This is a genomic window from Streptomyces spororaveus, assembly GCF_016755875.1.
Taxonomy (GTDB): Bacteria; Actinomycetota; Actinomycetes; order Streptomycetales; family Streptomycetaceae; genus Streptomyces; species Streptomyces spororaveus.
On sequence record NZ_BNED01000005.1, the window covers coordinates 1,346,310 to 1,358,361 of the forward strand.

Here is a 12,052-nt window from a genome sequence, read left to right on the forward strand (position 1 = left end):
CTCGCCCCCGGGGTCAGCGGGGGCCCTTGCGCACCGCCCGCAGCCACTCCTTGTTCATCGCGGCGATCGACGGCAGCGGGATGCCCTTCGGGCAGGCCGTGGCGCACTCGCCGGTCAGGGTGCAGCCGCCGAAGCCCTCCTCGTCCATCCGCGCCACCATGTCCAGGACACGGGTCTCGCGCTCCGGCGAACCCTGCGGGAGGACGTTCAGGTGGTTGACCTTGGCGGAGGTGAAGAGCATCGCGGAGCCGTTGGGGCAGGCCGCCACGCACGCGCCGCAGCCGATGCACTCGGCGTGCTCGAAGGCGAAGTCGGCGTCGGCCTTGGGCACGGCGGTGGCGTGCGCCTCCGGGGCGGCGCCGGTGGGGGCGGTGATGTAGCCGCCGGCCTGGATGATCCGGTCGAAGGCGCCCCGGTCGACGACGAGGTCCTTGACCACCGGGAAGGCTGCGGCCCGCCAGGGCTCGACGTCGATGGTGTCGCCGTCGGCGAACGACCGCATGTGGAGCTGGCAGGTGGTGGTGCGTTCCGGACCGTGGGCGTCGCCGTTGATGACGAGGCTGCAGGCACCGCAGATGCCCTCGCGGCAGTCGTGGTCGAAGGCGATCGGGTCCTCGCCGCGCAGGATGAGGTCCTCGTTGAGGGTGTCGAGCATCTCCAGGAAGGACATGTCCTTCGAGATGCCGTCGACCTCGTAGGAGGCCATGTGGCCGGGGGCGTCGGCGCCGCGCTGGCGCCAGACGCGCAGGGTGAGCTTCATGCGTAGCTCCGCTGGGTGGGGTGGACGTACTCGAAGACGAGGTCTTCCTTGTGCAGGACGGGGGCGGCGCCGGTGCCCTGGTACTCCCAGGCGGCCGCGTATCCGAACTCCTCGTCGCGACGGGCTGCTTCACCGTCGGGGGTCTGGGACTCCTCGCGGAAGTGGCCACCGCAGGATTCGGCGCGGGCGAGCGCGTCGAGGCACATCAGCTCGGCGAGTTCGAGGTAGTCGACGATGCGGTTGGCCTTCTCCAGCGACTGGTTGAACTCCTCGCCGCTGCCCGGGACCTTGATCCGGCGCCAGAACTCCTCGCGGATCTCCGGTATGCGGTCGAGCGCCTTGCGCAGGCCCTCCTCGCTGCGGGCCATGCCGCAGTACTCCCACATCAGTTCGCCGATCTCGCGGTGGAAGGAGTCGGGCGTGCGGTCGCCGTCGACGGCGAGGAGTTTCGCCAGGCAGTCGCGGGTCTCGCGGATCGCCGCCGCGGCCTCGGGGTGGCTGTCGTCCACGGTGTCCTGGTGCGGATGGCGGGCCAGGTAGTCGTTGATCGTGGAGGGGAGCACGAAGTAGCCGTCGGCGAGGCCCTGCATCAGTGCGGAGGCGCCGAGGCGGTTGGCGCCGTGGTCGGAGAAGTTGGCCTCCCCGATGGCGAAGAGGCCGGGCAGGGTGGTCTGGAGGTCGTAGTCGACCCACAGGCCGCCCATCGTGTAGTGGACGGCGGGGTAGATCCGCATGGGGACCTCGTACGGGTTCTCCGCGGTGATCCGCTCGTACATCTCGAAGAGGTTGCCGTACTTCTCGGCGACCCTGTCGCGGCCCATGCGGCTGATGGCGTCGGCGAAGTCGAGGTAGACGCCCTGGCCGCCGGGGCCGACGCCGCGGCCCTCGTCGCAGACGTTCTTGGCGGCGCGGGAGGCGATGTCGCGGGGCACGAGGTTGCCGAAGGAGGGGTAGATCCGCTCCAGGTAGTAGTCGCGCTCCTCCTCGGGGATGTCGGCCGCGGCGCGGGTGTCGCCCTTGGCCTTGGGGACCCAGATGCGTCCGTCGTTGCGCAGGGACTCGCTCATGAGGGTGAGCTTGGACTGGTGGTCCCCGGTGCGCGGGATGCAGGTGGGGTGGATCTGCGTGAAGCAGGGGTTGGCGAAGTACGCGCCGCGCCGGTGCGCCCGCCAGACGGCGGTCGCGTTCGAGTTCATGGCGTTGGTGGAGAGGTAGAAGACGTTGCCGTAGCCGCCGCTGGCCAGGACCACGGCGTCGGCGTAGTACGTGGAGATCTCGCCGGTGACCAGGTCGCGGGCGACGATGCCGCGGGCCACCCCGTCGACGACGATCAGGTCGAGCATCTCGGTGCGGGCGTGCATCTCGACGTTGCCCGCGGCGATCTGCCGGGAGAGTGCCTGGTAGGCGCCGAGCAGGAGCTGCTGGCCCGTCTGGCCGCGGGCGTAGAAGGTGCGGGAGACCTGGACCCCGCCGAAGGAGCGGGTGTCGAGGAGGCCGCCGTACTCGCGGGCGAAGGGGACGCCCTGGGCCACGCACTGGTCGATGATCTCGACGGAGATCTGCGCGAGGCGGTGGACGTTGGACTCGCGGGCGCGGAAGTCGCCGCCCTTGACGGTGTCGTAGAAGAGGCGGTGCACCGAGTCACCGTCGTTGCGGTAGTTCTTGGCGGCGTTGATGCCGCCCTGGGCGGCGATGGAATGGGCGCGGCGCGGGGAATCGCTGAAACAGAACTGGACCACGTGGTAGCCCTGCTCGGCGAGAGTCGCGCCGGCGGCACCGCCCGCCAGGCCGGTGCCGACGACGATCACTGTGTGCTTGCGCCGGTTGGCCGGGTTGACCAGCTTCGCCTCGAAGCGGCGGCGGTCCCAGCGTTCGGCGATGGGGCCCTCGGGGGCCTTGGTGTCGGCGAGGGGCTCGCCGGTGGTGTAGCGGGTGTAGGCGTTGCTCATGTCAGCTCACCACTCCGGTCATGACGGCGACGGGGACGGAGACGAAACCCGCGAAGAGGACGAGGGCCAGGCCGTTGGCCAGGAACTTCAGCGTCCGTTCGCGTCGGGCACTGCCCGCGCCGAGGGTCTGCGCGGCGCTCCAGAAGCCGTGGCGGACGTGCAGGCCGAGGGCTGTCATGGCCACGATGTAGATGGTGTTCCCGTACCAGGTGGAGAAGGTGGACAGGACGTTCTCGTACGGGTGGCCGGACCAGGCGCGCTCGTTGACGGTGAGCGTGGTGAGGTCGAGCAGGTGCCAGACGATGAACAGGCCGAGGATGATGCCGCCCCAGCGCATGGTGCGGGTGGCGTAGCTCGCGCGGCGGCGCTTGTGGGCGTACTTCACCGGGCGGGCCTTGATGTCTCGGCGGCTGAGCTGGTACGCGGACACGGCGTGGGCGACGACCGCGGCGAGCAGTCCGACGCGGACGAGCCACAGGGCCCACTCGTGGTGCAGGAAGGGCGAGCCGAGGGTGCGCAGCCAGTGGGCGTAGCCGTTGAACTCCTCCGGCCCGAAGAAGATCTTGAGGTTTCCGAGCATGTGCACGACGAGGTAGCCGAGCATGATCAGGCCGGACACGGCCATCACGGACTTCTTGCCGACGGAGGAGTCCCAGATCGTGCGTGTGATGGACGGCCGTCGTTCCGTCCGCGTTGCCAGAGCCATGTCCTCGACGGTAGGGAGGGAGGCACCGAAAGGTCCAAGACATGATAGAGCTGATATCGATAGAGAACAGCTATCGAGGGCGCTAGCCTGGGCGGATGCAGTTCCAGCAGCTCCTCTACTTCGTGGCCGTGGCCGAGACCCGGCACTTCACCCGGGCCGCCGAGCGCGTGCATGTGGCCCAGCCCTCGCTCTCGCAGCAGATCAAGGCGCTCGAACGGGAACTCGGGGCCGAGCTGTTCAGCCGCGCCCGGGGCAACATCACGCTCACCGACGCGGGCGAGACGCTGCTGCCGCTGGCCCGGCGGATCCTGGCGGACGCGGACACCGCGCGGCTGGAGGTGCAGGAACTGGCGCAGCTGCGGCGCGGGCGCGTCCGGCTGGGCGCCACGCCCAGCATCTGCACGGGCCTGCTGCCGGACGTACTGCGGGCCTTCCACGACGCGCATCCCGGGATCGAGCTGCTGATCGAGGAGAGCGGCTCGCTCGACCTCGTACGGGAGCTCGCGCGCGGGGCCCTGGACCTGGCCCTGATCGCGCTGCCCCTCCCCCCTTCGGCCCCGGCACTGACGACGGTGGAACTGCTCACGGAGGACCTCGTGGTGGTCTCCTCGGCGGAGCGGCCGGCGCCCGGCGGGGGCGGCGAGCTGACCATCCGGGGGCTGCGGGAGGAGCCGATGGTGATGTTCCGGCACGGCTACGACCTGCGGGAGCTCACGGTGGCGGCCTGCCGGGCGGAGGGCTTCGAGCCGGTCTTCACCGTGGAGGGCGGCGAGATGGACGCGGTCCTGGGCTTCGTCCGGGCCGGGCTCGGCATCGCGGTGGTCCCGGCGATGGTGGTGGAACGCGCCGGCACGGGCCTGCGGGCGACCGCACTGGCCGGCTCTCCGCTGCGCCGCACGATCGCGCTGGCGCACCGCACGGACGTGGCTCCCCCGCGCGCGGCGCGCGAGCTGCAGCAGATGCTGACCGCGTGAGGCTGCCGGGCCCTCGGGCCCGGCGTCTCAGGCGGGGGTGGGCGGGGCGGCGGAAAGGGTGCGGTCGAGGCCGTCGGCGAGCATGCCGAAGGTCAGGTCGGCGTCGGCGACGGCGGCCGGGTGGGCCTCGTCGGCGCTCTGCCCGGCGTCGAGCCGCCGCCAGTTCTCCCGCCCCAGCTCGTGACGGACCGCCACCAGGTGGATGGCCGCCATCCGGGCGGCGAGCGGCGGCACCGACTCCGCCTCCAGGGCGGCCGCGAGCAGCTCGACCTCCCGGTCGCTGTAGTGGGACAGACGGGACTCCAGGCTGGCGGTGGTGAAGAGCAGCCGCTGGAAGGAGAGGACCTCCGGGTGGTCGCAGAGCCCCGTGATCGGGTCCCGCTCGGCGAGGGCCGCCAGGAAGTGCTCGTGCACGGCCGCCACCGGGGTCCGGCCCGCGGGCCGGTCGCGGACGATGCGCGCCACCTCGTCCTGATGGTCGGCGAACCGGTCGAGGAGCAGGTCCTCCTTGGTCGGGAAGTACCGGAAGAGGGTCGGTTTGGACACCTCGGCCGCCGCCGCGACATCCGCCACCGACACGGCGTCGAAGCCCCGCTCCAGGAACAGTTCCAGCGCCGTGGCCGCCAGCTGCATGCGCGTACGGAGCTTCTTGCTCTCGCGCAGACCCGTCGTGTTCTCCATGCGCACAGCGTAGCACGAACGAGAGACCGGGTAATTTTTTTAACCGGGTTGCTTTTTCTGTCGGAAGCCGCTTTCCTTGAGGCATCGACGAGGAGAGGACTTCCGATGAGCCGCACCGATGTACTGATCGCCGGATCCGGCCCCACCGGGCTGACGCTCGCCTGTGCTCTCGCCCAGCGCGGATTCGCCGTCCGCGTCATCGAGCGCCGCACCGCACCGCACCGCGAGTCCCGGGGCAAGGGGCTCCGGGCCGGCAGCATCGCGATCTTCAAGGAGCTCGGCGCGGCCGAACCCCTGATCGCCGCCGGCACCGCGGGGGTGGTCCTGCGCAAGTACTTCGACGGCGAGCACGTCAACGACACCCCGACCCCGGCGGACGCCGGCCTGCTGATCGGCCAGTGGCAGACCGAAGAGGCGCTGCGCGACCGGCTCGCCGCACTGGGCGTGCACGTCGAGTACGGGGCCGAGCTCGTCGGCATCACCCAGGACGAGGAGGGGGTGCGCGTCGAGCTGGCAAACGGCGGCGTGATCGCGGCCCGCTACCTCGCCGGGTGCGACGGGGGGCGCAGCACCACCCGCAAGCTGCTCGGCATCCCCTTCGAGGGGAACGGGGACAAGGAGCCCGCGATGGTCATCGGTGACGTCAGGGCGCCGGGGCTCGGCCGAGACGTCTGGCACCAGTGGTTCACCTCGGAGGGCGGCGGGATGATGCTCTGCCCGATGCCGGGGACGGACTCCTTCCAGCTGCAGGCCTCACCCGAGCAGGACGAGCACGGCGAGCCTCTGCCGCCGTCCCTGGAGAGCTTCCAGCGGATCTTCGACCGGTGCGCCCGGGTGCCGGGCATCCGGCTGGAGGACCCCACCTGGCTCTCCTCCTGGCGGGTCAACGTCCGCATGGCCACACGGGTACGGGAGGGCCGGGTCCTGCTCGCCGGGGATGCCGCGCACGTGCACCCCATAGCCGGCGGGCTGGGCATGAACACCGGTATCGAGGACGCGGCGGCGCTCGGCCGGGCCCTGGCCGCCGCCCTCGCCGGGCCGGACGCCGATGCGGCGCTCGACGCGTACGAGGCGGAGCGGCTGCCGGTGGCCGCGGGGGTCCTGGCCGACACCGCCGAGCGGTACGAGCGGGTCATGGAAGCCGTCCGGACCCCCGGCCGCGGGACGGAGGTCGGCCTGGACTGACGTGGCGCCGGCCGGCGGTGCCGGCCGCGACCGGCCCGCGCGGCCCGTGGCGGCCCGGGCCGCCAGGGGCCCGGGCAGCGGTCAGGAGGGTGTGGGCACGGCGTCCGAGAGGGAGAGCGTGTGGATGCGGTCCGGGGCCCCGGGCCGCGCGTAGTACCAGCCCTGCGCGGTGTCACACCCGAGGGCACGCAGCTGGGCGGCCTGGGCACCGGTCTCCACCCCCTCGACGGTGACGGCGAGTTCGAGGCTGTGCGCCAGGGCGACGATCCCCTCCACGATCTTGACGTCGACCGGGTTGGCGGGCTGCTGCTGCATCCCCTGGGTGAAGGAGCGGTCGAGCTTCAGGACACTGACGGGCAGCCGCCGCAGGTTGGCCAGGTTCGAGTAGCCGGTGCCGAAGTCGTCGAGGGCGATGTCCACGCCGAGGGCGGCGAGTCGGCGCAGCGGTTCCAGGAGTTCGTCGTCGGCCCCTATCAGGGCCGATTCGGTGACCTCCAGGCACAGCGCGCCCGGAGCGAGGCCGGACTTCTCCAGCACCGCCACGGTGTCGGCGACCAGGCCCGGGTGGTGCAGCTGGGTCGGCGAGAGGTTGACGTTGATCCGCAGGGCCGCGCCGCCGTGCTCGCGCTGCCAGATGCGGGCCTGGCGGACGGCCTCCTCCAGGACCCAGCGGCCGAGCGGCACGATCAGCCCGGTCCGTTCGGCGAGCGGGATGAAGCGGTCCGGACCGAGTACCCCGTACTGCGGGTGCGACCAGCGCACCAGCGCCTCGGCCCCGTGCACGCTGCCGTCGCGCATGTGGACCAGCGGCTGGTACTCGATGAAGAACTCGCCCCGTTCCAGTGCCGCGGGCAGGGCGTTGGTCAGGCCGTGGCGGGTGATCGCGCGGGCGTCGGCCTCGGCGTCGGCGAATTCGAAGCGGTTGCCGCCGGCCGCCTTGGCCCGGTACATCGTGATGTCGGCGCTGCGCAGGACCTCCGCCGGGGTGCGTTCCTTGGCCCGGCCCTCGACGATGCCGATGCTGCCCCGGACCGTCAGCTCCCGGCCCTCCAGCCGGATCGGCGAGGACAGGGCGGTCAGGATCCGCACCGCGAGGTCGGTCACCTTCTCCTCGGTGTCGGAGCCGGTGGTCAGGGCGACGAACTCGTCACCGCCGAGCCGGGCGACCACCTCGCCGGGGCCGGTCGCACAGCTCTGCAGCCGGTCGGCGACCTCCACCAGCAGCCGGTCCCCCGCCGAGTGCCCGAGGCTGTCGTTGACCGCCTTGAAACCGTCGAGGTCGAGGTAGCACAGGCCGTAGCGGTCACCGCCGGCCCCGCCGAGGGCCTTCTCCAGCCGCTCGAAGAACAGCGTCCGGTTGGGCAGGCCGGTCAGGGCGTCATGGGTGGCTTCGTAGCGCAGGCGCAGGTTCAGCAGCCGGCGTTCGGTGGTGTCCTCCATCAGCGCCAGCTGGTACTGCGGCTTCCCGTGGGCGTCGCGCAGCAGCGAGACCGTCAGGTTGGTCCAGAGCACGGTCCCGTCGTGCCGGTAGTACGGCTTCTCCACGCGGTAGCTCTCGCGCTCGCCGCGCACCAGCTCGCCGTACATCCGCCAGACGTGCGGGGTGTCGTCGGGGTGTCCCCACTCGCTGACGTTGCGGCTGCGGACGTGTCCCTCCAGGCCGCCGAACATCTGCAGCAGGGTGTCGTTGACCTCCAGGACGTTCCCGTCGAGGTCGGCGATGCCGATCCCCACGGCCGCGCCCTCGAAGACCGCCCGGAAGCGCTCCTCGCTCGCGTGCAGGGCCTGCTGCGCGTCGGTGCGCGCGGTCAGCGCGGAGCGCGCGATGGCCTCCTGCTCCCTGAGGGTGCGCTCGCGCAGGGCGCGGGCGTATCCCGCCGCGATGCCGTGCTGGAGCCGGGCGCAGCGGGAACGGTACTCCTCGGTTCCCTCCACGCCGGAGCCCTCGGGTCCGTCCGGACCGCAGTAGAGCACCAGGTACGACTCGATCACCCCGAGGGTGCCGGCCAGGGCCTCGGGGTCGGTGCAGTGCACGGCGACGAGTTCCGCGCCCACCTGCTGGGCGACGGAGGCGTCGAAGGGCCGGGCGCGCAGGGCCTCGGTGAGCGTGCGGGTGAGGGGTACGAGGTGCCGTTCGAACTCGGTGCGGGTCAGCGAGGTCGCCGTGACCGGGAAGATCGCCCGGCCCCAGATGGTGGCGAAGCGGGCGATCCGGTCCTCGATGCCGCCGTGCGGGGCCGCCGTGGACCCGGTGACCGGTGCCGCGGCGGGCGCCGCGGCGACTTTCGGCGCGCCCGCCGTCTGTGCCGGAAGTCTCACGCCTTGCGTCCCACGCCGCCGAAGCCCGAGAAGGCGTAGGGGTCTTCCGGTGTCTCGCCGTCCTCGCCGTCCTCGGGCCGGTCCGGCCGCCAGTCGGGCATGGACACGAGGCCCGGTTCCAGCATCTCGAACCCGTCGAAGAAGCCGCTGACCTGTTCGCGGGTACGCATGACGAGGGGGTTGCGCATGTCCCGGTAGACGCTCACGGTGCCGTCGGCGACCTCCTGGGTGAGCGGGATCCCCTCGTACGAGGCGTGCGTGAGGATCAGCAGGCTGCCGGGGGCCAGCGCGTCGCGCAGTTCGGCGACGGCGCCGCACGGGTCGTCCGCGTCCTCCAGGAAGTGCAGGACCGCGACGAGCAGCAGGGCGACCGGGCGGCCGAGGTCGAGCAGCCGGCCGACCTCGGGGGCGGCCAGGATCTCCCGGGGCTTGCGCAGGTCGGCGGCGACGATGCCGCTGCGGTCGTCCCCCTCGAGGACGGCGCGGCTGTGCGCGACGGCCACCGGGTCGTGGTCGACGTAGACGACGCGCGCCTGCGGGCTGGCGGCCTGGGCGATCTCGTGGACGTTGCCGAAGGTGGGGATGCCGGAGCCGATGTCGAGGAACTGCGTGACGCCCTCGGCGACGGCGTGCCGGACGGCACGGCGCATGAATGCCCGGTTGGCCTGCATGATCTTGGGCAGTCCCGGGATGAATTCCATGGCGCGGCGAGCGGTCTGGCGGTCGACCTCGAAATTGTGGGACCCGCCCAGGTAGTAATCATAGATGCGGGACACGCTCGGCACCGATATGTCGATGCCTGGCGGGGCCCAGGCGGGGCGCTCCATCGGGGTCTCCAAGCGTTGGTCCTGCGGTCGGCCGTGTGAGGTCGGACTCCTGTCCGAGCCGAATGTACTGATCATTTCCCAACAGGGCGAGCAAAAGCGGAAATTGGCGATCCGTTCTTCGTCACACACCAAAGCCACCGCCGCGCCGGGCGGCGGAATGACCGATACCGACAAGTCCCTTATGGGAATTGGCCGAGAGTCGATCGTGGTCACCACACTACCGACCCACGAGTGGCTCAAACCTCGCTGGTCGGCAGTCCACCCGTTCAGGCGAACCGGGGCTGAGCCTCGCGTGCCCGGGCGGGCGCGGGCCCATGCTCCCGGGGTGAACAGAGCCTGTGCCAGGCGCCTGCTGGCAGTCCCGGTCCTGCTGTGGGCGGCCTTGTCCGTCACGCCGGCCGTGGCTGATAGCCGCGCCTACGCGACGACCGACTCCGGCGACGGCCCGGCCGCCACGGCGGTGGCCGCGGTGGCCGCGGCGGCCGGCGGCAACGACCGCGGACGAGGCCCGCGTGGCGGACATCACGGTGACGACCAGGGCTCCGACCACGGGAAACGCCACGGAAGCCGGCCCGGCGGGGGCCGTCACGGCCACCCCCACTGCCCACCGCCGCCGCCCCCTCCGCCGTGCCCGCCGAAACCGCCGAAGCCCACGCCTCCTCCCGAGCCGACTCCCCCGCCACCGCCCCCACCCTTGCCCACACCGCCCCCGAAGCCCGCACCGCCGAAACCGCCGCCGCCTCCCGCGCCGGCGCCGAAGCCCGTACCGAAGCCGGTCCGGCCGGCGCCGCCCCCGTCGAAGCCGGCGCCCCCGGCACCCCGCGTGGTCAGGGCTCCCGCACCGCCACCACCAGCACCTCCCGCCCCACCGCCACCACCCGCCCCAGAGGTGAAACCCGTACCGCCGAAACCGGTGGCGCGACCCGCCTATCACGCAGCGGCCCGCAAACCCGTCGAGCACCACATCTCGCCGGTGACTTTCACCTTGATGACCGCCGCTCCCGCGGTGCTCGCGATCGTCGCGCTGCGCCCGCGCTAGCGCTTCTTCCGCCCCACCAGTAACCGATTGGGAGTCATCTTGTCGGAATGGCTCGTCCTGTCCATCGCGATGGCCGCGGCCTGTGCCGTGGTGCTGTCCATCGCCTTCTTCAACCACAGGAGGATCGGCGACGACGACGATCCGAACGAGACCCCGGACGTCATCGAGTACATGACGATGATGATCGGGGTGATCTACGCGATCGTGCTGGGTCTGGCGATCGCAGGCGTCTGGGAGGGCCGCGGGGCCGCCCAGGAGTACGTCCGCCAGGAGGCCCAGGCCCTGCACGAGATCAGCGTCCGCTCCGAGGTCTACCCGGCCGAGGTGCGCAAGAGGATCCGGTCCGATGTCGACGCGTACGTGACCTACGTCGTGGACACCGAGTGGAAGCGGATGGCCGAACACGGCGAGCTCACCGAGCGCGGCGGGGAGCTGCTGGAACGCGTCCGCCGGGACGTCACCGACTACGAGCCGCAGACCGACCACGAGGGGCAGGCCTACCAGCCGCTGGTCGACCAGGTCGCGGTGGTCGACGACGCCCGCAGCGCGCGCGGTTCCAGTGCCGGCGCCACCATGCCGGGGGTGGTGTGGTTCGGACTGATCGTCGGCGCCCTGGTGACCGTGGGTCTGATCTTCACCCTGCAGATCAGGCGGTCGTTCCGCGAGATGCTGCTGGCGGGCCTGTTCAGTGCCCTCATCGCGTTCCTGCTGTTCCTGATCTGGGACTTCGACGCGCCGTTCGGGCGGGGCATCTCCGCCACCGCCGAACCGTTCCTCGCCCAGTTCCCCCACCTGGACCTCGGCGGCTAGGCGGCGGCACATGCGCGCGGGCCGCCCGTAAACCGGGGACGGGCCTTCCGTCCCCGGTTCGGCCCACGGCCATGCCCCATTCGCCCGTTCCTGATCGCGGGTCACCGGACCCCGACCTAGCGTGTCGGACATCGAGGCGCACGACCCCCCACGTGCGGAAAACCGTTCCGCGGCTGCTCCTCGGGGATCCGGAGAATCAACCATGGGTGCGATACGTACCTCCGCCACCGCCCTGCTGAGCGCCGGAGCCACGGGCGCCGTCCTTGCGCTCGGCGTCCTCGGCGCGCCTGCCGCGACCGCTGCCGAGGCCCAGCCCATCACCTCGTTCGGCTTCACCCTCACACCGTCGACCGTCGCCCCCGGGGGGCAGACGGTCCTCGCGGTCAGCCGCTGCAACGCCGCCTACGCCACCGCCTCCTCCGGGGTCTTCGACACCGTGAGCATCGCGCGCGGCCAGACCGTACGGGTCACCGTGGACCGGGACGCCCGGCGCGGAGCCGTCTACTCCGTCTCCTTCACCTGCAACGGGGAGACCGGCTCGGCCGATCTGACGATCGCCGGCGGCACCACGAGACCCACCACGAGTTCCACGCGGACCGGCACCGGCACCGGCACCAACACCGGCACGACCCTCTTCCCGACCCCGTCCTCCGCCCTCGGTGTCCGCGGCGGTCTGGGCGGCAGTGTGGCCGGAATGGATCCGCTGGAGCTGGGCGCGGGGGCCGGCCTGTTCCTCGCCGCCGCGGGCGGCACCGTGTTCGCCCTGCGCCGCAGGGGGTCCGGCCGTAGCCACTGACCCCCG

At 71.8% G+C, this 12,052-nt stretch carries 10 protein-coding genes; 4 read left to right on the forward strand and 6 right to left on the reverse strand.

All coding sequences use genetic code 11. The annotated features are described in order from the left end of the window. Positions 1-13 precede the first annotated feature (13 nt). Genes Sspor_RS08965 through Sspor_RS08975 form a run of 3 tightly spaced genes read right to left on the reverse strand, consistent with a single transcriptional unit; the run spans position 14 to position 3,415 of the window. A complete protein-coding gene (locus Sspor_RS08965; RefSeq protein ID WP_202198557.1) occupies positions 14-760 on the reverse strand; it encodes a succinate dehydrogenase/fumarate reductase iron-sulfur subunit in 747 nt (248 codons plus the stop codon). Beyond that, complete coding sequence (locus Sspor_RS08970; protein WP_202198558.1) at positions 757-2,709, reverse strand: fumarate reductase/succinate dehydrogenase flavoprotein subunit; 1,953 nt, start codon at positions 2,707-2,709, stop codon at positions 757-759. The genes Sspor_RS08965 and Sspor_RS08970 overlap by 4 nt, the downstream gene beginning before the upstream one ends. Before the next feature lies 1 nt (position 2,710). Beyond that, positions 2,711-3,415 carry a succinate dehydrogenase gene (locus Sspor_RS08975; protein ID WP_202198559.1) on the reverse strand — a complete coding sequence of 235 codons (705 nt, stop codon included), beginning with the start codon at positions 3,413-3,415 and terminating at the stop codon, positions 2,711-2,713. Positions 3,416-3,510: 95 nt separating this feature from the next. Between Sspor_RS08975 and Sspor_RS08980 the strand changes: the two genes are divergently transcribed. Then, complete coding sequence (locus Sspor_RS08980) at positions 3,511-4,389, forward strand: LysR family transcriptional regulator (RefSeq protein WP_202198560.1); 879 nt, start codon at positions 3,511-3,513, stop codon at positions 4,387-4,389. Between the two features lie 27 nt (positions 4,390-4,416). On the opposite strand, the gene Sspor_RS08985 is transcribed toward Sspor_RS08980, so the two are convergent. After that, positions 4,417-5,070, reverse strand: coding sequence for a TetR/AcrR family transcriptional regulator (locus Sspor_RS08985; RefSeq protein ID WP_202198561.1), 654 nt, complete (start codon positions 5,068-5,070; stop codon positions 4,417-4,419). Positions 5,071-5,175: 105 nt separating this feature from the next. Here Sspor_RS08985 and Sspor_RS08990 point away from each other — a divergent pair, with 105 nt between their 5' ends. Further along, positions 5,176-6,255, forward strand: coding sequence for an FAD-dependent monooxygenase (locus Sspor_RS08990; protein ID WP_202198562.1), 1,080 nt, complete (start codon positions 5,176-5,178; stop codon positions 6,253-6,255). An 81-nt stretch (positions 6,256-6,336) separates the two neighbouring features. Here Sspor_RS08990 and Sspor_RS08995 read toward each other — a convergent pair whose 3' ends face one another. Both Sspor_RS08995 and Sspor_RS09000 read right to left on the reverse strand, forming a co-directional pair. Then, entirely contained in the window at positions 6,337-8,574 is a 2,238-nt protein-coding gene (locus tag Sspor_RS08995) for a putative bifunctional diguanylate cyclase/phosphodiesterase (protein ID WP_372499800.1), read from the reverse strand. Then, positions 8,571-9,401, reverse strand: coding sequence for an SAM-dependent methyltransferase (locus tag Sspor_RS09000; protein ID WP_202203564.1), 831 nt, complete (start codon positions 9,399-9,401; stop codon positions 8,571-8,573). Before Sspor_RS09000 ends, Sspor_RS08995 begins: the two co-directional genes overlap by 4 nt. Positions 9,402-10,479: 1,078 nt before the next feature. On the opposite strand from Sspor_RS09000, the gene Sspor_RS09005 reads away from it, so the two are divergent. After that, positions 10,480-11,250 carry a bestrophin-like domain gene (locus tag Sspor_RS09005; RefSeq protein ID WP_202198563.1) on the forward strand — a complete coding sequence of 257 codons (771 nt, stop codon included), beginning with the start codon at positions 10,480-10,482 and terminating at the stop codon, positions 11,248-11,250. 202 nt (positions 11,251-11,452) lie between these two features. Beyond that, positions 11,453-12,046 (forward strand): hypothetical protein, encoded by a 594-nt coding sequence (locus Sspor_RS09010; RefSeq protein ID WP_202198564.1) that lies wholly within the window; start codon positions 11,453-11,455, stop codon positions 12,044-12,046. Positions 12,047-12,052: the final 6 nt, after the last annotated feature.